Here is a 20794-nt window from a genome sequence, read left to right as displayed (position 1 = left end):
CATTTTTCGAATTTGAACGGGACCTAATCCAGATAAGTGGGACTAATCATTACACGATAATATTTAGTCAACTCACGCGCTTAACTCTATTTTTGCTCACGTGGAGCAGTAGCTGAAGCCCGTATGCGCAGTTCTGACGGTAGAATGAGGGTTTGGGCTTCGGAAGGGGACTTACCCTCAATTCGGTCAATCAGCATCTGTACACCCTGAAACCCAAATTCATATGCTGGCTGTGCAGCTACAGTCAGGAAAGGGTCGAAGGCAGAAGCCAGATCCAGATCGTCGAAACACACAACAGAAATGTCTTCTGGTACACGTAGTCCCCGTTTGCGCAAAAGCCGAATGACCCCAATCGCCAGCATGTTGTTGGCTGCAAAAATGGCTGTTGGTTGATTTGGTTGAGAGAGTAGTCGATCGAGTCCCTCTACATCACTGAAATCCCGGTACCCGGTTCGAAGCACAAGCTCGGGATCAATATCAGCTCCGGCCTCTCGTAAACCCGCTATATAACCTTCCTCCCGCAGTCTGGCGGTAGAAACCTCCGAAGAACCATTGACCAGTGCAATGCGCTGGTGCCCCAATTGCACCAGATATCGGATCAGAGCAATCGCGCCTTCCCGGCTATCTCCAGCAATGATATCTGACGTAATGCCAGGTACGGTGCGGTCCAGAAAGACAAACGGAATGTGACGTTCCTGCAGCTGTTTCAGATGTTGGAGAGAACGATCTCCCGCTGGGGCAAAGAGTACACCATCCACACGAGTAGACAGAATCGCATCTACATAATCCTTTTCCTTTTTGTAATCCTCGTCACTATTGCCGAATAAAAGACGGTACCCACGAAGATGGGCTGCATCTTCAGCACCACGCGCCAGTGTTGTATAAAAAGGGTTGGTAATATCCGTAATAAGCAGGGAGAGCATCTGGGTTCGTTGAAGCACAAGGCTGCGTGCATTGGAGTTCGGGATGTAACCCAGTTCGTCGATCACCTGTTGCACACGTTCACGTGTCGCGGAACTTATACGGCCTGTATGATTAATGACCTTGGAGACCGTCATGGCGGAGACGTTGGCTTTTTTGGCAATATCGTAAATGGTAATCATTAGAATCTAACCTTTCCGCAACATAGTCTTACCATTCTATAGGATAATGCCAATTGACAGCAAGATAGGCTCATGCTATGTTAGGGTTACCGATAACCCTAACAGGTTTCTGAACGTCTTTACTACATAAACCATTTCGTTGAATTCGCTCATGCACGTTCCATTTTCTTGAATAGAGGAACTACATACATAGCTAATTAATGAAGTGGTTTATTGTTATTTTTTTAAATATGTAAACGTATTCAAACTAAAATAAGGCTCTTGATAATCTGTGTATGTAGCTCTTGTGTGCCACTCGGGTATCGGTTGTATTTCCGTCATTATCTCATTCCAATCAATGCATATGGATCAGACAGAAGGTTTCTCAATTAAACCCAAATCCTATGAAACGAATTGAAGGAGGACATTCCAGTATGACACATCAGGATTATCGTTATAAGCAGGCTTTCCCCAAGATTGGTATTCGTCCCACGATTGATGGAAGACGAAAAGGCGTTCGGGAGTCACTGGAAGAACAAACGATGCGGATGGCGACATCTGTTGCCGAGTTGCTTGCAGCAGAACTACGTTATCCTGACGGGTCCGCAGTGGAGTGTGTTGTGGCTGAGACCTGTATTGGCGGGGTAGCCGAGGCGGCCGCAGCATCAAAATTGTTCAGCCGTTCGAACGTTGGCGTAACGATCACCGTGACACCATGCTGGTGTTATGGTACGGAAACGATGGATATGTCACCATCCATTCCTACAGCCATCTGGGGTTTTAACGGAACTGAACGTCCGGGTGCAGTATATCTGGCAGCGGTACTCTCTGCCCATGCACAGAAGGGAATTCCTGCCTTTGGGATCTATGGAGAAGATGTGCAGGACGGCGGAGATACAACGATTCCCGAGGACGTGCGTGAGAAATTGCTCCGGTTCAGCCGTGCGGGTCTTGCAGCTGCGACCTTGAAAGGGCAAGCCTATCTGTCTATTGGATCAGTATCCATGGGGATTGCAGGTTCGATTGTGAACGATTCATTTTTCCAGGAGTACCTGGGCATGCGCAACGAATATGTGGATATGAGCGAACTCACTCGTCGTATTGAAGAAGAAATCTACGATCCTGAGGAGTATAAGCTCGCACTGGCCTGGGTGAAGGAGAATTGTAGCGAGGGTCCGGACAACAATGCTGCCCATCTGCAAACGGATCGCAAACGCAAAGAGTACGAATGGGAAACCGTTGTGAAAATGACCCAAATCGTGCGTGACTTGATGGCGGGCAACCCAAGATTGGCAGAGCTTGGGTTTACAGAGGAGTCGATGGGTCACCACGCGATTGTATCCGGCTTCCAGGGACAACGGCAGTGGACGGATCATTCACCTAACGGAGATTTTCTGGAGTCGATATTAAACTCTTCCTTTGACTGGAATGGCAAACGTGCGCCTTATCTGGTTGCAACGGAGAATGACAGCCTGAACGGGGTATCGATGTTATTCGGTTCGCTGCTCACACATACGGCACAGATCTTTGCTGATGTGCGGACGTATTGGAGTCCGGATTCGGTACAGCGTGTGACGGGGCACCAGTTGGGAGGGAACGCAAAGGATGGCATTCTGCATCTAATCAACTCCGGGTCCGCAGCTTTGGATGGCACTGGGCAACAGTCCAGAGACGGTAAGCCTGTACTCAAACCATTCTGGGAAATTACAGATGAGGAAGTTCAGGACTGCCTGAAAGCAACATCGTGGAGACCGGCATCCGTAGAGTATTTCCGCGGGGGCGGCTATTCAGCGGATTTCCTGACCAAAGGTGGCATGCCTGTAACGATGACACGTCTGAATCTGGTCAAAGGACTGGGACCAGTGCTGCAAATCGCTCAGGGTTACACAGTCGATCTGCCTGAAGATGTGCATGATACGCTGGATCAGCGGACAGACCCAACCTGGCCATCCACCTGGTTTGCACCTGTTCTAACCGGATCGGGAGCGTTTACTTCCGTATACGAGGTCATGAATCAATGGGGCGCCAACCATGGCTCCATCTCGTATGGACACATCGGTGCTGATCTGATTACACTCGCTTCTATGCTTCGCATTCCGGTAAATATGCATAATGTACCTGAAACGGAAATTTTCCGTCCGCGTGCATGGGGATTGTTCGGCACAAGTGAGCCGGAGAGCGCAGACTACCGTGCTTGCAGTGTATTTGGTCCGTTATATCGTTAAAATAAAGTTCCATTCCTGTCAAACGCCATGTTCCTTATGAAATGAGGTAACATGGCGTTCTCTTGAAAGCTGTGTTCAGAACTCGAATACGGCTTATCGCGTAGAGTTAAGGAGGCTTGAAAGAATGGGCGATCAAGCAACACATGTGCTTGCTGCCGATTACGGTGCCGGTAGTGGACGCGTAGTCCGTGGTTCTTTTGACGGAAACAGACTCTCGTTACAAGAAGTGCATCGATTCAACAACGAACCCGTGCAGCTGGGGGACGGATTGTATTGGGATTTCTTGCGACTTTTTCATGAATTAAAACAAGGCATTGTGAAAGGGACGCAAGGCGTCTCTCCATCGGTCCGTTCTATAGCAGTGGATACGTGGGGAGTGGACTATGGACTGGTGGATGGTGCGGGAAGGTTGTGCTCGAACCCACGTCACTATCGGGAAGCACGCAATGCACAGTGGATGGAAGAAGTTCTGCACATGGTGAAAGATGAAGAACTGTATGCCATGTCTGGCGTTTTGCCGCAGCAGATCAATACAGTATTTCAACTGCTAGGCAGTGTACGAGAGCAGGCCGAAGGTTTGCGTACGGATGTGCGCATGTTATTTATGCCGGATTTATTTCACTATTATCTATCCGGTCAGCAGGCTTGTGAGTATACGATTGCAAGTACTAGCGGGCTGTTGCATGCAGGCGAGGCGCGTTGGAATGAACATCTGATCGGGCGTCTCGGTATACCGGAAACATTATTTCCAAAACTCGTTCAACCGGGTACCGTGCTGGGTGATTTAACAAATGAGTTGTGCGAAGAGTTACGGACTGGACCGATGCAGGTAGTCTCTGTGGGCTCACATGATACGGCATCTGCCTTGGCAGCAATACCTGCGAATGATTTGGATTTCGCTTTTATCAGCTGTGGTACCTGGTCTCTTATGGGGGTGGAGCGTGATACACCTGTATTGGATAACCGAAGTCGTGCATTGGGATTCACCAATGAAGGGACGGTAAGTGGAAAAGTACGCACCCTGAAAAATCGTTCAGGCTTGTGGCTGCTACAGGAATGCAAACGGCAATGGGAGCGGGAGAATCAACCTTTTACACATGAAGAACTGATTCAATTGGCTACCTTGGCAACGCCGCATCAAAGTTATGTATCGCCGGGAGATGGCGTGTATTTGGCGCCAGGAAATATGTCTGAACGAATACGGCAACAATGCAATCTCACCGGACAGACTGTGCCTGAAACGACTGGAGCGATTGTGCGCTGCATTCTGGAAAGTCTTGCATTAGAATTCAGACAAACGCTGGATGAACTGCAGTTGATTACAGGTACAAGACCTCGTGTCATTCATATGGTTGGTGGTGGTGTACACAATCGACTACTATGCCAGTTTACAGCCAATGCAGCCGGTGTCGCGGTAGTGGCAGGCCCGGCAGAGGCGACATCAGCCGGGAATTGCATGCTGCAATTCCTTGCGCATGGAGAAGTGAGTAGCTTGGCCGAGGTACGGGAGGTCATGGCTGCTTCCTTTTCCCCTGAGACCTATGAACCTGAGGATACAGAGCTGTGGCAGGAAGCTTATGAAAACTACCAAAGTCTGAATCAAATCAAAAGGTAATAAATAGATTCAATGCAATGAGCATTGACGCAAAATGCTAAAAAGAAAAGTATGAGGAGTGGAGAAAACATGTCTGAACAACAAGTAAGGGAAGAGTTAACGAAGTATGCTCAGAGAGCAGTTGCTCAAGGACTGGTAGTCGGACCTGGTGGGAATCTGAGCGCTCGCTCTGGGGGAACGATGTTGTTGTCTCCGAGTGGTTATGCACTTGAGGATCTGGAGCCTGACGAATGGATCGCCATTGATATCGAGACAGGAGAGACTCGTGCGGGAGCAATACGCCCTTCTTCCGAAGTATTGATGCATCTGTACAGTTATCGTGTGAATCCTGATATCCAAGCCATTGTGCATACGCACCCGGCATATACGATCGCACTCAGTCTCGTTTTCGATGAATTGCCACACTTGTTCCCTGATCAGTCCGCCTTGGTAGGTGATATCGGATTTGTTCCATATGTTCTACCAACGACGAAACAACTTGCCGATGCAGTCTCAGCAAAGGTAGAAGAACATACGGCACTCATTCTCGTCAATCACGGATTGGTTACGACCGGTAAAAACCTCCGCGAAGCCTATTACCGCACCCAAGTGGTGGAAGAAAGCGCGAAGGTATATATGATCGCCAAAGCAGCCGGGGAACCCAAAGTGCTTACTGCCGAAGAATATAAGGAAATTCAATCGCTTGAAAGTGAAGCCTACCGTGTGCAGTTATTGCAACAACTCAAGTCTTAATCGGAGATTAATCATTCGTCAAAACATGACATGAAACTGGACAATCCACTATTTTTCTCGTCAACTATTGCATAACCTGAAATACCGAGTATAATACTTGGTAAATAGAACGAAAAGGGGATGCAATAAACGATGAAAACACATGCTGAATTGAACTCACTTCTTGTTGACGATTATCTGGATCTCCTGAACATTGCGAAACAGCTAGGTGATGACGAATGGAAAGATGCTATTCTGCAAGCATTGAAGGAAGAAGTCGATGCGAATCATCATCTGGATTCCAAAGAGGTAAGACAGGATTTATGGATTCAATTTGAAGGCATTAATGAACAAATGCATGATCTGTTAATGCAATTGAAGCATGCCGACAGTCCTGAGGAGAAAGAGCAGATTATTGAAATGATCTGGGGATTGAAAGTAGACCGTCATGCGATCACACGTAAACTTGAAACCATGAGCCGTGCCAGCGCTGGACATCAATAAGCTCTAGGTTGATTATACATTGAAAACCCGCGTGTTTCCTGGGATTATCCCCTAGGTCGCACGCGGGTTTTGTTTATGTTTTGAGTGTTATTCTACTTTTTGAACTACCTCTCTTAAAACTGTTTTGCGAAAGTGCGTGCTTGTTCGATAGCTTGTTGCTTAATCTCATCTGCACGATCTTTATATTGATTGTGCCCCTCAACAAAAATGCCATCAAGCTTCGGCACACCGAGGAATGACATGATAATGCTTAAGTAACGATGACCGGATTCCATTTGAGCCGCTGGGCCTTCGGAATAAATGCCACCGCGCGCCTGAATATGCAGTGCTTTTTTATCAGACAGCAGTCCAACAGGACCTTGTTCGGTATAACGAAATGTTTTGCCAGCTACGCAGATCGAGTCGACATAAGCCTTCAGAATAGGAGGAAACGAGAAGTTCCACATCGGGGTTACAAAAACATATTTATCTGCTGAGGCAAATTGATCCGACAGTTCATTCAAACGACTTACTTTGGTCTGCTCTTCGGCAGTCAGATCACTGCCCGATTGCAGTTTGCCCCAACCACTGAAGACATCCGCATCGATATGGGGGATATCCGAGCGATACAGATCGAGGTGAACAACCTCATCAGACGGGTGACTTTCACGATATGCATCAATAAATGCTTTGCCCGTAGCCATGCTGAAGGAGGTTTCATGATCATGAGGATGGGCAGTAATATACAATAAGGTAGACATGTAGTTCTTCCTCTCTGTGCGATTAATGGGGTGAAGCAATCTTGGCAACGATGAAGCGACCGAAGTAGTATGCATCGTTTCCCCCGTTTTATACGTCAGAAAGGGATATGTATGGATTGATCATGATACTGAATTAGATGCTATATAGTGACCGGATACTCAATCCATGTATAATATACAGGACGAGTATTTATTTTCCAAAGACAATAGGATGAGTGAGATGATCGCACATGGGAATGGACCTGGAGAAGCAACGATTAAGCATTGAAGCAGCGAAATTGTATTATCAGTCCGATTATAGCCAGCAGGATATTGCCGCAAGGTTGGGCGTGTCGCGTCCAACCGTATCAAGGTTACTTCAGTACGCCAAAGATCGTGGATATGTCCGGATTGAAATTATGGACCCGCTGGAGGATATCGACATCATTGCCGGAGAACTTAAGTCAAAATATGATCTGGATACGGCACTTGTGTGTTTTACCCCGTTGAAGAGTGATGAGGAAATACAGAAGCATATCAGTAAACGAGCAGCGGATTATCTTCAAGAGACGGTTCAGGATGCAGATATTATCGGGGTGACTTGGGGAACAACCATGCATGCTGTAGCACGCCAGCTTCGTCCCAAGCAGGTTAAAGGTGTCGAAGTCGTGCAATTGAAGGGGGGCGTAAGCCACTCCCATGTCAATACGTATGCCGCTGAGATTGTTCATTTGTTCGCTGAGGCATTCCATACGGTACCAAGGTATCTGCCGCTGCCTGTTATTTTCGACAACATTGAAGTAAAAAACATGGTGGAAGCGGATCGACATATCGGCAGAATCGTGGAACTCGGCAGACAGGCCAATATTGCTTTGTTTACCGTGGGTACTGTGAAAGAAGATGCATTATTGTTCAGGCTCGGTTACTTCAATGAAGAAGAGCAACAATTGCTGATGAACTCCGGTGCAGGTGACATTTGTTCACGCTTTTTCGATGCGGAAGGTCAGTTGATCAGTGAAGAGATTAACAGCAGAACCGTTGGTATTGATCTAGCCGAGTTGAGAAATAAGGAAAAATCAATCCTTGTCGCTGGGGGACAACGCAAAATTGAAGCCATACACGCCGCGCTCAAAGGTCATTACGCAAATATTCTGGTCACGGATCAGTACACAGCGCAGGCATTACTTCGATTTTAATTTCAAATGGATATGGATGACAACATCTGCCACGTAAAAAGGGCGGATGTTTTGCTTTTTTAGGAAGAAAATATAACGAAGAAGAAATGTAAGTGTAACTGTGAACAAAAGTTCAAGTTGATTTTTACATATGTTCATGTTAGTGTAAATGTATAGAAAATAACTAGTTCAGATAAGGGAGAGATTTAATTGACTACACCACAATTAGCGAAAATGATCGACCATACGTTGCTTCGTGCGGACGCAACGCAAAGTGAAATGGCCAAGTTAACCGAAGAAGCGAAACAATACCAGTTTGCTTCCGTATGTGTTAATCCAGGCTGGGTTGCTTATGCTGCTGAGCAGTTGCAGGGTACTGGCGTAGATATCTGCACCGTTATTGGTTTCCCTCTGGGAGCATCTACATCGGAGACAAAAGCTTTCGAAACGAAAGATGCGATTGCTAAAGGTGCAACTGAAGTCGATACGGTCATCAACATCAGTGCTTTGAAAGATGGCAAAGATGATTACGTTGAACAAGATATTCGTGTTGTCGTTGAAGCGGCTGCGGGTAAAGCTTTGGTGAAAGTTATTATTGAAGCTTGTCTGTTGACGGATGAAGAGAAAGTACGTGCTTGTCAGGCAGCTGTGCGAGCTGGAGCTGATTTTGTTAAAACTTCTACAGGTTTCTCCACAGGTGGAGCAACGCCAGAGGATATCGCTTTGATGCGTCGTACTGTAGGTCCTGATGTTGGCGTTAAAGCTTCCGGTGGCGTACGTAGCCTGGAAGATATGCAAAAAATGATCGAAGCGGGTGCAACTCGTATCGGTGCAAGTTCTGGCGTGAAGATTATGCAGGGTGGTCAGTCTACATCTTCTTATTAAGCAAAAGCATCTTATTAAGAAAAAGCTTAATAAATAAAAGTAATGTTATATTCTCTGTACTTGGGCATTCGACTCAGGTACAGGGAATACAACTTACACTTGTATTTTAAATAACGGGACTAATTGTAAGCGCTTCATAAGTTTTCTGAAAGATTACTGATAAGAATGCTTAAGAGCCCTTTGAGCTGAATTTTCACATCCGGCTTAACTACCTTCAAAGGAGAAATCAAATGAAATTTCTAATTGCCATTATCGGCTTACTCGTTGTTTTTGGACTGGCTTATATCGCAAGCAACGGCAAAAAGCAGATTCGTTACCGGCCGCTGGCTATCATGATTGTTTTGCAAGTTATATTAGCTTATGCTCTGTTGAATACAGGAGTGGGTACTTTTTTAATTGGCGGTTTCGCGACCGTATTTAAAAGTTTACTCGACTATGCGAATGAAGGTATCGCATTTGTATTTGGGGGTTTGACTACTGTAGGTGCCGAAAGCGGGGGGGCACCGTTCTTCCTCAGCGTATTGATGCCGATTGTTGTCATCTCCGCCCTTATCGGTATATTGCAGTATATCCGAATCTTGCCTTTTGTTATAAAATATATTGGTCTGGTATTAAGCAAAATCAACGGAATGGGCAGACTGGAATCATATAACGCGGTTGCTTCGGCTGTATTGGGGCAATCTGAAGTGTTCATTTCTGTGAAAAAACAAATTGGGTTGTTGCCAAAACATCGGCTGTACACCTTGTGTGCTTCGGCGATGTCCACGGTATCGATGTCGATTGTTGGTGCTTATATGACCATGATCGAGCCGAAATATGTGGTTACAGCTCTTGTACTGAACCTGTTTGGCGGTTTTATCATTGCTTCTATTGTGAATCCTTATGAGGTTACAGAGGAAGAAGATATATTGGAAGTACAGGAAGAGGAGAAACAGTCCTTCTTCGAAATGCTCGGCGAATACATCCTGGATGGATTCAAAGTTGCTATCATCGTAGCTGCGATGTTAATCGGTTTTGTTGCCTTGATCGCACTTGTTAACGGAATTTTCAGCGCGGTGCTTGGCATTTCGTTCCAGGAGCTACTTGGTTATGTGTTTGCACCATTTGCCTTCATCATGGGTGTTCCATGGAAAGAAGCGATTCAGGCAGGAAGTATTATGGCAACCAAAATGGTATCCAACGAATTCGTAGCTATGCTTAATTTGAAGGAGACTGCAATGTCTGCCAGAACAACGGGTATCGTATCTGTCTTCCTCGTGTCGTTCGCCAACTTCTCCTCCATCGGTATCATTGCTGGTGCGGTGAAGGGACTCCATGAGAAGCAAGGTAATGTGGTCGCCCGCTTCGGTCTGAAACTGCTTTACGGTGCTTCGCTTGTCAGCGTGCTGTCAGCGATCATTACTGGACTGTTCTTGTAAACCGGATTATTGGAAGGAGTGCTTAGGTTATGTCAACATTCAAAAGAGTACATCTGATCGTTATGGATTCTGTAGGGATCGGCGAAGCGCCGGATGCAGCAGAATTTGATGATTTTGATGTAGATACCTTCGGTCACATTGCACGTGAACGCGGAGGTCTGAAAATGCCTCACATGGCCAGTCTCGGACTGTCCAACATCAAAGAAATTGAGGGTGTCCCTGTAGCGGATGCACCTAAAGCGTATTACACCAAAATGCAGGAAGCATCCAGAGGCAAAGACACAATGACAGGTCACTGGGAGCTGATGGGTCTTTACATTGATACACCTTTCCGTGTGTTCGAGAATGGTTTTCCCGATGAGTTGATTCAGCGCATTGAAGAGAAAACGGGCCGCAAAGTAATTGGTAACAAACCGGCCAGTGGCACGGAAATTCTGGATGAGCTGGGTGCAGAACATGTTGAAACTGGCGCGCTCATCGTTTATACATCTGCCGATTCGGTTCTGCAAATTGCAGCACATGAGGACGTTGTTCCACTGAAAGAGCTGTATGAGATCTGTGAGTTTTGCCGTGAAATTACACTTGAAGATCCGTATATGCTCGGCCGCATTATTGCACGTCCATTTGTAGGTGAAGCGGGTAACTGGAAACGTACTGCAAATCGTCATGACTATGCGCTTAAACCTTTTGGTCGTACTGTTATGAATGAACTGCAAGATAGCGGATTTGATGTGATTGCTTTGGGTAAAATCGCAGATATCTATGATGGCGAAGGTGTGACCAAGGCTGTTCGTACCGTCTCTAACATGGATGGCATGGACAAGTTGTCTGAAACGATGGATGAAGAGTTCACTGGACTCAGCTTCCTGAACCTGGTTGATTTTGATGCCCTGTACGGTCACCGTCGTGATCCGCAAGGTTATGCTCAGGCACTTGAAGACTATGATGCACGGCTGCCAGAGATTTTTGCCAAAATGACCAATGATGATCTGCTGCTGATCACAGCTGACCATGGTAACGATCCAACATACCGCGGTACAGACCATACACGTGAATATGTACCACTGCTTGCCTACTCTCCGCGCTTCAGCGAGGGCAAAAAGCTTGACCTGCGCAGCACATTTGCTGACCTTGGCGCAACCGTAGCCGAGAACTTTGGAGTGAAAATGCCGGAATACGGCACCAGCTTCCTGAAAGATTTGAAATAAGTTTTTCAAAACTGGATAGGGGAGGTCGGAGTAGCTTGGGCTGCTCCGGTCCTGCCATCATAATAGACTAATTTGTATAACTGGAGGAGATTCATTCATGAGTACACATATTGGAGCAAAACCCGGAGATATCGCAGAAACGATCCTATTGCCAGGTGACCCTTTGCGCGCGAAATATATTGCAGATACGTACCTCGAAGATGTTGTATGTTACAACGAAGTTCGTGGAATGCTCGGTTACACAGGTACATATCAAGGACACCGGATTTCGGTGCAAGGTTCAGGGATGGGTATTCCGTCCTTCGCAATCTATGCTAACGAATTGATCAGCGAATATGGCGTGAAAAACCTGATTCGTGTGGGTACTTGTGGTGGTATGCAGGAGCATGTACGTGTACGTGACGTTATCCTTGCACAAGCAGCATGTACAGATTCCAGCATGAACAAACACGTATTCGGTGGTTATGACTTCTCACCAATCGCTACGTTCTCCCTGTTGAAAGAAGCATATGACCGTGCAACAGCTAAAGGTATGAAGATTCACGTCGGTAACGTATTCAGCTCCGATTCTTTCTACCGCGATGACCGTTCCGTAACCGAGAAGTTGATGAAACACGGCGTACTCGGCGTAGAGATGGAAACAACAGCATTGTACACTATTGCTGCCAAGTTTGGTGTTAACGCACTGACCATCCTGACGGTAAGTGACCACTTGCTGACAGGCGAAGAAACATCTGCCGAAGAGCGTCAAAAAACGTTTAACGACATGATGGTAGTTGCCCTGGACACAGCAATCACACTGTAATTGTTGCATTTTATATTCATAATCAATTGATGTGGATCGAAACTTTTGTTTTAAGCACAGAGTGAAGGACCCGGAATCGATTCTGAAGAAGCAAAGCGTTCGCAGGAACGATCCGGAGCCGTAACGGACTAACAACAAGGTGTTCAATACAATCAATACACACACAAGGAGAGATCATCATGAGAATGGTAGACATTATTGCTAAGAAACGCGACGGAAAAGAACTGACAACAGCTGAGATTGATTTTGTTGTTCAAGGATACACACAAGGAGAGATCCCGGACTATCAAGTCAGCGCTTGGGCGATGGCGGTATTCTTCAAAGATATGACAGACAAGGAACGCGCCGATCTGACGATGTCGATGGTGAATTCCGGTGAGACGATCGACCTGTCCGCTATCGAAGGCATCAAAGTAGACAAGCACTCCACAGGAGGAGTGGGCGATACAACAACACTGGTACTCGCTCCGCTCGTTGCTGCGCTGGATGTTCCTGTTGCTAAAATGTCCGGACGTGGACTTGGTCACACGGGTGGTACAACAGACAAGCTGGAATCCGTTGCTGGTTTCCACGTAGAGCTTGAAAAAGAAGAGTTCATTCGTCTCGTAAACGAACACAAAGTTGCAGTTATTGGACAAAGTGGTAACCTTACGCCTGCAGACAAAAAGCTCTATGCACTGCGTGACGTAACAGCTACCGTTAACTCCATTCCACTGATCGCCAGCTCCATCATGAGCAAGAAAATTGCAGCAGGTGCTGATGCAATCGTATTGGATGTTAAAACGGGTGCTGGTGCATTCATGAAAACAACGGAAGATGCTAAAGAATTGGCACATGCCATGGTAAGCATCGGTAACAATGTTGGACGTAAAACGATGGCTGTTATCTCCGATATGTCCCAACCACTGGGTCTGGCGATTGGTAACGCACTTGAAGTGAAAGAAGCCATCCTCACCCTGCAAGGTAAAGGTCCGAAAGATCTCGAAGAACTGTGTATGGCACTTGGACGTCAGATGGTATTCCTTGCTGGCAAGGCAGATTCCTTGGAGCACGCTGAGGAGAAATTGAAAGAAGTGATCCAGAACGGTAAAGCACTGGAGAAATTCAAAGATTTCTTGGCAAACCAAGGCGGAGACGCTTCGGTTGTGGATCATCCAGATCGTTTGCCACAAGCACAATATCTGGTTGAAGTCCCAGCAGACAAAGACGGCTATGTTGCCGGAATCGTCGCTGACGAAATCGGAACTGCAGCAATGCTGCTCGGCGCAGGCCGTGCAACAAAAGAGTCCGAGATCGATCTCGCGGTTGGTCTGATGCTGAACAAAAAAGTGGGTGACCCAGTCAAGGCTGGTGAGTCCCTCGTAACAATTCATGCTAATCGTGAAGACGTAGCAGACGTCATCGCGAAGATCAAAGAAAACATTACAATTGCGGATCATGCCGATGCTCCTGTGTTGGTTCATGATATCGTAACGGAATAATACAATCAGACAAGACGAGATGTAATCTTATGACTGACTGAACATGAAAGCCCCAAAGCGATGTAATCCATAGCTTTGGGGCTTTTTGTCGTTGAGGTGCAAGTTGTTACTACTACTAGCAACAACTACGGGCTCTTTATTTTCTCATACGCCATCACCGAGTCCGCATTGGTGTAAATATAAGGCGTGGATGGCTCAGATACAGGTGTCACCTTTGTGGCGCGAATTTCAATCGTATCCTTACCATTCACCTGTGCTGAGCCGATGCTGCCATCAATTTGCACCCAGCTGTCTGTAGGGAAGCTATCCGCTTCGGGGATGTGAATCATCACGCCAAAGGGAGATGCATCTGCGGGGCAACACATGACGAGAAATCGACCCAGCGCAAAATGTGATTCATGGTCCATGCTTTTGTCCCGATAAACGAATCCGGTTAAGGAGATATCTTTGCCTGCAAATTGTCGCTGGAACATATCAATCGTGCCGAGGGTTTCAGAGAAGATCTCGGGATAGACTCGGATGACCTGTTCTGCATACAACTTCTCAGCCAGTTCAGCGAATTCGCGGCTATACTCGTCTGGGGGAATGAACTGTACTTTGGTGGCCGATGCAGGCTGAACGGTCGTTGATTTTTGTGTGAGATCTTGTACATTCAATTGCGTTGCTGGATCAGGTAAAGGCTCTTTTCGACGAATCTCGGGAGGGGCATAGGTGAGAGACATGCCTTTCTGACTGGCCATGGAACTGCCGAGAGCCCGATCAGGTAACAGAAACCCCAGCAACAAGGGGATAGCAATCAGACCATATACCATTAAGCTACGAAGGAACCCCGAGGGTGGTGGATGTTCACAGTCGCAATGAACCTCGTTTCTGCCGAACAGTCCATGCCAAGCCATGATAATGGCAATAAACAATAAGGGAACAGGACAGCATAATAGCAGTTTTTGCATGGTAGGAGCCAAATAATAATGAAGCGAATCACTTGAATTCAACTGAATAATGTACACTGCCACCCCGCCGATCCAGCCTGCACGGATCAGGTTATGCCATTGGATGACGTGTGACCTTGGAACAGGAGGTTTGGTCATCGTATAGACAGTGTGGTTCATAATCATCACCTCATCTCTATTCATAGTTAGTATGAAAGTTCATGTGATTAACCATTCAGGCCATGAAGTATGTTGCTCAACCTTTATACCAGTAGGTTAATCAACCACGAGCCGGCAAAAACGAGCGTAATAATCGCTAGACTTAGACCAATAACAAATCGGGTACGGAAGGTGGAGAGTAGCATGAGCGTGCTTTTGAAATCCAGCATCGGACCAAGTACAAGGAAGGATACCAGCGGCCCCAGTGCAAACGTATGTGAGAACGCAGAAGCCACAAAAGCATCAGAAGTTGAGCAGAGGGACAATACATAAGCAAAACCCATCATGAACACGTAGGAGGCAACAGGACCATTACCAAGTGAGATCAGATCGCTGCGGCTAATGAATGTCTGGATGCAGGCTGTAATCAGGGCACCGATCACCAGATATTTGCTCATATCGACGAATTCATCTCCGGCGTGAATGAAGAAGCTACGCCAGTTTTTTACATGGTTATGATCATGTGCATTTGCGTGCGCGTGAGGTTGCACCATTTTAAACCCAGGATGTGTCTTGACCTCTGTCACTGCGACCTTTGGCATCCGAAGAGGATTTCGACGGACAAACACATATACGAGCATGCCTATGGAAGCTGCTACAGCAAAGGCCAGTCCCATACGGGCAATGGTAATCTCAGGATGAGAGGGAAAGGCGAGCAAGGTTGCGGTAAATACGATGGGATTGACTACGGGACCACTCAGGATGAACGTAACTGCGATATAGGCTGGCATACCTTTGTGCATCAACCTTCTCACGACCGGGATCATGCCACATTCACAGATGGGGAAAATAATACCGAGTAGCCCTGCGACCAGCACACCACCGATCGGATTTTTTGGCGTGAGTTTACGGACCATTTCTTCGGATACAAACCATTGCATGAGCGAGGATAATAGCACACCCATGAGCAGAAAGGGTGCGGCTTCAAGGAAAATACCTATGAATACGGTTTTCATATTTTGCAAAGCTTCACTGTTCCATGCTTCCTTCAAGTCTGGAGCCATTGTGATCAACACGGGAACAAGAAATGCACAAGGGACCAGGAAGGACAGGAGCTTCAGATTGGCTGCCATTTTCATGAAACAGACCTCCACAACTAGGACTTTGCTAAAATATATGCTTGTACGTGCAGCAACATACATCATTCCTATGTTCTAATCAACATTTTTACGATTAATCAAGATTTTTCATCATATTAGAGTTGACATCGCACGACACATGGGCAGATTGATCCGAGAGAGATATTGAATACGGGACGTTTTGATTTTGAAAAAGCAAGCCAGTCCGCGGGTTGGATCCGCGAATTAATGAAAGAGGAACATACGCCGGAGACTGAAGAATATGGAATTCATTCATTTGTCTATCATCGTAAACGTCCATTCCACCCGGAACGCTTACTGCGTTGGATTGCGAAATGGCCAGATAACATCGTGCGATCCAAAGGTCTGATGTGGCTGGCGACAAGAAACCATATGGCAATCTCTTTCAGTCATGCAGGTACATCCAAGCAGCTTGCGCCAGCAGGAATATGGGTAAGTGCGATGAGTGAGGAGGAAAGACAACTTCACTTTGGTGATACATTGCCAAGCATACCGGATTGGGATGATGAGTGGGGCGATCGGGTGACGAAATTGGTCTTTATCGGCATTGACATGGACCGGGCTGAGATTGAACGTACATTGGATGAGACTCTTCTTACGGAGGAGGAGATGCGTATGAACTGGCGTGAACTGAAAGATCCATTTCCGGCATGGAGATGACAGTTAAATAAAAAAATCTTCAAGTGCACGTATGCACCTGAAGATAAAAATAGTACTGCTTAAAGCATCTTAGCTAAAGTACAAATCGCCAAGATAAAAATCACCGTTGCCACTTTTTTGCGGACTAAACACAAAGGTAAGGTACACTCCATAGGAACCCGTCCATCCTTGTGGATAATAAATGGCTTTGTAGCTGTGTCTTGTTTTGGTTTTATCATCCATTGCAATCACTTTAAAATCAGCTGATTTCACATTAATCAACTGATCTGCATATTTAGTCAGCGTTTTTTTATCATTTGCTGCAATGATACCTTTGACTGTAGTCTTAAATTTATCTTTCTGGGATTGCTTACCCAGATCAAAAATGTCGATCTCAGGATTTTCAATAACTTTAGCATCTATGTATTTATCAAATTCACTAGTGCTACCTGTTTTAAGTGCTTTACCATACATTTTGATCAGTGTTAAAGATTCTTTCTGCAATTTGACTATCATCTGAGCGTCAGTTCCAGTCATCTTGATTGAGCCTGAATTAGAAGTACTTGAGTTACTTGAACTACTTGGTTTACTTGAATCTTCAGAACCTTTGGTACCTGTACTGCTGTTATTACTACTCGAACTGCTTGACTTACCGCTACCTGAATTCGTGATACTTACAACTTTGTTGCTAACATTCAGAGATACGTTGGCTCCGAGTGCTTCTGCTGTGGTACTTACAGGCAAGTATACATCACCGTCATATACCAGTGCATTCAGTTTGTCCCCAGCTTCATTCTTGGGTGTCCAAGACAGACCGTTTACTTTAAAGCTAATGTTGCTGTCGAGTGCTGCTTCAATATCTTGAATTCCGTTTGAAGCTGCTACACCCAGGGCACCGAAAGCCAAACTGCATGCTACCAATGACCCAATAAAAGTTGATTTTTTGATCTTCATCTAGTTCCTCCGTAGGTAAAGTATAATGATACCAAAGCAGTATATCATATGAAATTATATTATGCATACAAAATTTTACTGTAACAGATATGGAGTTGACAAAAGAAAAGCTATAGACTAATATCATTAAATAGTAATAATTACGATTAAATAAGAGGAGGCAACAACCATGAGAGTCATTGTAACTTTAGCCTGCACCGAGTGCGGGGACCGCAACTATACAACAACCAAGAACAAACGTAACCATCCAGAGAGACTTGAGATGAAGAAGTACTCCCCACGTTTGAAGAAAATGACGATCCACCGGGAAACCAGATAAAATTTTTTGTTATTTTTAAATCGTAATATTTACGAAAAGAGGGAATGGCATGATACTATCCTCCATGCGTGATGTTGTATTTGGATATGGCAAAGAGCCGGTCATTGATCAACTGTCGCTGGATATCCATGTGGGAGAGTTCATAGGCATCACAGGTCCCAATGGTTCTGCCAAAACGACCCTGTTAAAGCTGCTGCTAGGGCTATTGAAGCCCTGGAGCGGCACGATACATATGAATCCGCAGTTGAAACGTGGGAACAAGTCCAATATCGGTTATGTGCCCCAGCAGGTTGCATCGTTCAATAGTGGATTTCCCAGTACGGTGAATGAACTGGTCCGGTCCGGGTGTTACACCAGGCTGGGATTATTCCGCAGATTCACAGCAGAGCAGGATGCCATCGTTGAACGCAGTCTGCGGGAAGTTGGTATGTGGGATTATCGGAATACACGCGTCGGTGAGCTGTCTGGCGGACAGAAGCAGCGGATCTGTATTGCCAGAGCTATGGCTGGGCAACCGCAGGTTCTGGTACTGGATGAGCCAACAACTGGAATGGACCGCCACAGCCGTGAAGGATTTTACAATCTGATGCACCACTATGCTGATGTTCATGGGTTAACGATTATTATGGTTACTCATGGACTGGAAGAGATGGGAGATCGATTGGACCGAACGATTACTCTGGAGCGGCAAGAAAGTGAGGAATGGCAGTGTTTGAGTACGAATTCATGCAACGTGCCTTCTGGGCAGGTGGACTGATTGGAGTCATCGCTCCAATTCTTGGGGTCTATCTGATGCTCAGGCGGCAGGTCCTTATGGCGGACACGTTATCCCATGTCTCACTGGCAGGGGTTGCGCTCGGTTCGGTCATGAATCTTAACCCCGTGATCTGCGGATTCGCCATTGCAATTATCGGTGCATTACTGGTTGAACAACTACGGCGAAGCTACCGAACCTACAGCGAGGTACCTGTGGCGATCATCATGACTTCGGGGCTGGCTCTTGCTGTGGTATTGATGAGTCTCAAAACCAATCTGTCCAAGACCTTCAGCTCATACTTATTTGGATCTATTGTCGCGGTTAGCGATATACAATTGTGGATGATGGCAGGTGTGTGTGTCATTGGTTTACTTTTTTTCATCCTGCTCCGGAGACCGTTGTATAACTTTACGTTTGATGAAGAGACTGCTTCCATTGGAGGCGTTCAGGTAAGAGGTTTATCGTTTGCATTTGCCATTCTGACAGGAATGACTGTAGCTTCAGCCATGCCGATCGTCGGTGTGTTGCTGGTATCTGCTCTCATTGTTTTACCTGCTGCCTTGGCATTGAGAGTGTCTCGCAGTTTCACAGCAGCGATTATTGTCGCGGTAATTACAGGATTAATCGGTATTTTTAGCGGGCTCACAACATCTTACCATCTAAATACACCACCGGGAGGAACAATTGCACTCATCCTGTTGGTTATCCTATTGACTGGAATATCAGCGCAAAAGCTGATTGCACGATATAACCGCAAGCGTCACCGCAAAGAAACGAAATCACAGCACGTCATTCTGGTCAACCATTCTAGGAGGAATACATCACATGAAATTCAGTAAAAAAGCTACGCTCGGATTGTTGTTTAGTCTTACACTTATCGTCGCAGGCTGCGGACAAAAATCCGCTTCTGATGCAAATACAGCTTCGACAGGCACTTCCGTTCCAGTCGAGACGGAAACTGCAAAATTAAACGTGCAGGTCAGCTTCTACCCGATGTATGAGTTCACCAAAAATGTGGCAGGTGATCTAGCCGATGTGCATACACTCGTTCCGGCAGGAACGGAGCCCCATGATTGGGAGCCAACACCACAAGATATTGCCAGCATTGAAGAAGCGGATGTGCTTGTATACAACGGTGCGGGCATGGAATCTTGGATTGATCAGGTCACCGGAAGTCTGAGCAATGCTTCACTCATTCAGGTGGAAGCGAGCAAAGGCATCAACCTTCTTGAAGGTGGAGAGCATGAACACCATCATGGTGAATCTGAGGCAACAGAACACGATCATGACCATGACCATGCGAATGAAGCTACTACAGAAGCACATGATCACGATCATGCGGATGAAGCAACTGCTGAAGAACACGACCATGATCATGACGCAGAGGCAGAGGCAGAGGCAGAAGCAGAAGCAGGACATGATCACGATCACGGTGGACTCGACCCCCACGTATGGCTGTCACCTGCATTGGCTGTAAAAGAAGTGCGCAATATTGAAGCAGGTTTGGCGCAGGCTGCCCCGGAACATGCCGAACAGTTCAAGCAGAATGCAGATGCCTACATTGCTCAACTGGAGTCACTGGATCAGGACTTCAAGGCGGCTGTGACGGATAGCAAACGTAAGGATTTCATCACACAACACGCTGCATTTGGTTATCTTGCCAAGGAATATGGATTGCAACAGGTGCCCATCGCAGGATTGTCTCCTGAGCAAGAACCTTCAGCAGCGCAGATGGCATCTGTCATTGATTTTGCAAAAGAGCATCAGGTGAAAATGATTTTTTTCGAAACACTGGTTTCATCCAAAGTGTCTGAGACAATCGCAAGTGAAGTGGGGGCCAAGACGGCTGTATTGAATCCGATTGAGGGACTCACCGAGGAAGAAATTGCGGCGGGAATGGACTACATTAGCGTGATGAGACAGAATCTGGAGGCTCTGAAACTGGCACTAAACGAATAATTTAAAATCAGTTTGATGCCTGTCACCGAAAAAGGTACAATAATACAACATGCTGAGGAATGGATCGCCATTCCTTTGCCTTTTTGCAAA

General features: G+C 46.3%; 19 protein-coding genes and 1 pseudogene. 15 read left to right on the top strand and 5 right to left on the bottom strand.

Annotated features, from left to right (window positions below; translation table 11 throughout):
* Positions 1-86: 86 nt before the first annotated feature.
* Positions 87-1103 carry a LacI family DNA-binding transcriptional regulator gene (locus EL84_RS23395; RefSeq protein ID WP_036613786.1) on the bottom strand — a complete coding sequence of 339 codons (1017 nt, stop codon included), beginning with the start codon at positions 1101-1103 and terminating at the stop codon, positions 87-89.
* Positions 1104-1516: 413 nt separating this feature from the next.
* On the opposite strand from EL84_RS23395, the gene EL84_RS23390 reads away from it, so the two are divergent.
* From EL84_RS23390 to EL84_RS23375, 4 genes are all read left to right on the top strand, one after another.
* Positions 1517-3307, top strand: coding sequence for an L-fucose isomerase (locus EL84_RS23390; RefSeq protein ID WP_047843310.1), 1791 nt, complete (start codon positions 1517-1519; stop codon positions 3305-3307).
* 124 nt (positions 3308-3431) lie between these two features.
* Positions 3432-4922 (top strand): rhamnulokinase, encoded by a 1491-nt coding sequence (locus tag EL84_RS23385; RefSeq protein ID WP_047843309.1) that lies wholly within the window; start codon positions 3432-3434, stop codon positions 4920-4922.
* Positions 4923-4991: 69 nt separating this feature from the next.
* On the top strand, positions 4992-5654 hold the full coding sequence (locus tag EL84_RS23380; RefSeq protein WP_036613789.1) for a class II aldolase/adducin family protein: 663 nt from the start codon (positions 4992-4994) through the stop codon (positions 5652-5654).
* Positions 5655-5786: 132 nt separating this feature from the next.
* Complete coding sequence (locus EL84_RS23375; RefSeq protein ID WP_036613800.1) at positions 5787-6137, top strand: hypothetical protein; 351 nt, start codon at positions 5787-5789, stop codon at positions 6135-6137.
* 113 nt (positions 6138-6250) lie between these two features.
* Here the strand turns inward: EL84_RS23375 and EL84_RS23370 are convergent, their stop codons facing one another.
* Positions 6251-6877 carry an FMN-dependent NADH-azoreductase gene (locus EL84_RS23370; RefSeq protein WP_036613802.1) on the bottom strand — a complete coding sequence of 209 codons (627 nt, stop codon included), beginning with the start codon at positions 6875-6877 and terminating at the stop codon, positions 6251-6253.
* A gap of 236 nt (positions 6878-7113) precedes the next feature.
* Here EL84_RS23370 and EL84_RS23365 point away from each other — a divergent pair, with 236 nt between their 5' ends.
* The 6 genes from EL84_RS23365 (at position 7114) to EL84_RS23340 (ending at position 13828) form a co-directional block, all read left to right on the top strand.
* Complete coding sequence (locus EL84_RS23365; protein ID WP_036613997.1) at positions 7114-8052, top strand: sugar-binding transcriptional regulator; 939 nt, start codon at positions 7114-7116, stop codon at positions 8050-8052.
* A 213-nt stretch (positions 8053-8265) separates the two neighbouring features.
* Positions 8266-8916 carry a deoxyribose-phosphate aldolase gene (gene deoC, locus EL84_RS23360; RefSeq protein WP_036613998.1) on the top strand — a complete coding sequence of 217 codons (651 nt, stop codon included), beginning with the start codon at positions 8266-8268 and terminating at the stop codon, positions 8914-8916.
* A 230-nt stretch (positions 8917-9146) separates the two neighbouring features.
* The gene (locus EL84_RS23355) at positions 9147-10334 is read left to right on the top strand and encodes a NupC/NupG family nucleoside CNT transporter (RefSeq protein WP_036613804.1); all 1188 of its coding nucleotides are present in this window, start codon (positions 9147-9149) and stop codon (positions 10332-10334) included.
* A gap of 29 nt (positions 10335-10363) precedes the next feature.
* Positions 10364-11542, top strand: coding sequence for a phosphopentomutase (gene deoB / locus EL84_RS23350; protein ID WP_047843308.1), 1179 nt, complete (start codon positions 10364-10366; stop codon positions 11540-11542).
* 97 nt (positions 11543-11639) lie between these two features.
* On the top strand, positions 11640-12347 hold the full coding sequence (gene deoD, locus EL84_RS23345; protein WP_017688193.1) for a purine-nucleoside phosphorylase: 708 nt from the start codon (positions 11640-11642) through the stop codon (positions 12345-12347).
* 179 nt (positions 12348-12526) lie between these two features.
* A complete protein-coding gene (locus EL84_RS23340; RefSeq protein ID WP_047843307.1) occupies positions 12527-13828 on the top strand; it encodes a pyrimidine-nucleoside phosphorylase in 1302 nt (433 codons plus the stop codon).
* 125 nt (positions 13829-13953) lie between these two features.
* Here the strand turns inward: EL84_RS23340 and EL84_RS23335 are convergent, their stop codons facing one another.
* Both EL84_RS23335 and EL84_RS23330 read right to left on the bottom strand, forming a co-directional pair.
* Positions 13954-14937 carry a TIGR03943 family putative permease subunit gene (locus EL84_RS23335; protein ID WP_053061585.1) on the bottom strand — a complete coding sequence of 328 codons (984 nt, stop codon included), beginning with the start codon at positions 14935-14937 and terminating at the stop codon, positions 13954-13956.
* Between the two features lie 83 nt (positions 14938-15020).
* Positions 15021-16055 carry a permease gene (locus tag EL84_RS23330; protein WP_047843306.1) on the bottom strand — a complete coding sequence of 345 codons (1035 nt, stop codon included), beginning with the start codon at positions 16053-16055 and terminating at the stop codon, positions 15021-15023.
* Positions 16056-16184: 129 nt separating this feature from the next.
* Between EL84_RS23330 and EL84_RS23325 the strand changes: the two are divergent.
* Positions 16185-16736 (top strand): annotated as a pseudogene (locus tag EL84_RS23325) (CobW family GTP-binding protein); the annotation flags it as partial.
* Positions 16737-16805: 69 nt separating this feature from the next.
* On the opposite strand, the gene EL84_RS23320 reads toward EL84_RS23325, so the two are convergent.
* Positions 16806-17669: a stalk domain-containing protein gene (locus tag EL84_RS23320; protein WP_047843305.1), complete on the bottom strand. Its 864-nt coding sequence runs from the start codon at positions 17667-17669 to the stop codon at positions 16806-16808.
* 169 nt (positions 17670-17838) lie between these two features.
* Between EL84_RS23320 and rpmG the strand changes: the two genes are divergently transcribed.
* From rpmG to EL84_RS23300, 4 genes are read left to right on the top strand one after another with little or no spacing between them, the layout of a single operon-like run.
* On the top strand, positions 17839-17988 hold the full coding sequence (gene rpmG / locus EL84_RS23315) for a 50S ribosomal protein L33 (protein ID WP_036613813.1): 150 nt from the start codon (positions 17839-17841) through the stop codon (positions 17986-17988).
* A 49-nt stretch (positions 17989-18037) separates the two neighbouring features.
* Positions 18038-18745, top strand: coding sequence for a metal ABC transporter ATP-binding protein (locus EL84_RS23310; RefSeq protein ID WP_047843304.1), 708 nt, complete (start codon positions 18038-18040; stop codon positions 18743-18745).
* Positions 18691-19584 carry a metal ABC transporter permease gene (locus tag EL84_RS23305; protein WP_047843303.1) on the top strand — a complete coding sequence of 298 codons (894 nt, stop codon included), beginning with the start codon at positions 18691-18693 and terminating at the stop codon, positions 19582-19584. Before EL84_RS23310 ends, EL84_RS23305 begins: the two co-directional genes overlap by 55 nt.
* Positions 19571-20704: a metal ABC transporter substrate-binding protein gene (locus tag EL84_RS23300; RefSeq protein ID WP_047843302.1), complete on the top strand. Its 1134-nt coding sequence runs from the start codon at positions 19571-19573 to the stop codon at positions 20702-20704. Before EL84_RS23305 ends, EL84_RS23300 begins: the two co-directional genes overlap by 14 nt.
* The last annotated feature ends 90 nt before the right edge of the window (positions 20705-20794 follow it).

The sequence above is a fragment of the Paenibacillus sp. VT-400 genome (genome assembly GCF_001029205.1).
GTDB classification, from domain to species: Bacteria; Bacillota; Bacilli; order Paenibacillales; family Paenibacillaceae; genus Paenibacillus; species Paenibacillus amylolyticus.
Note: the sequence above shows the minus strand (reverse complement) of the source record. Positions and strands in the feature narration are given on the sequence as shown.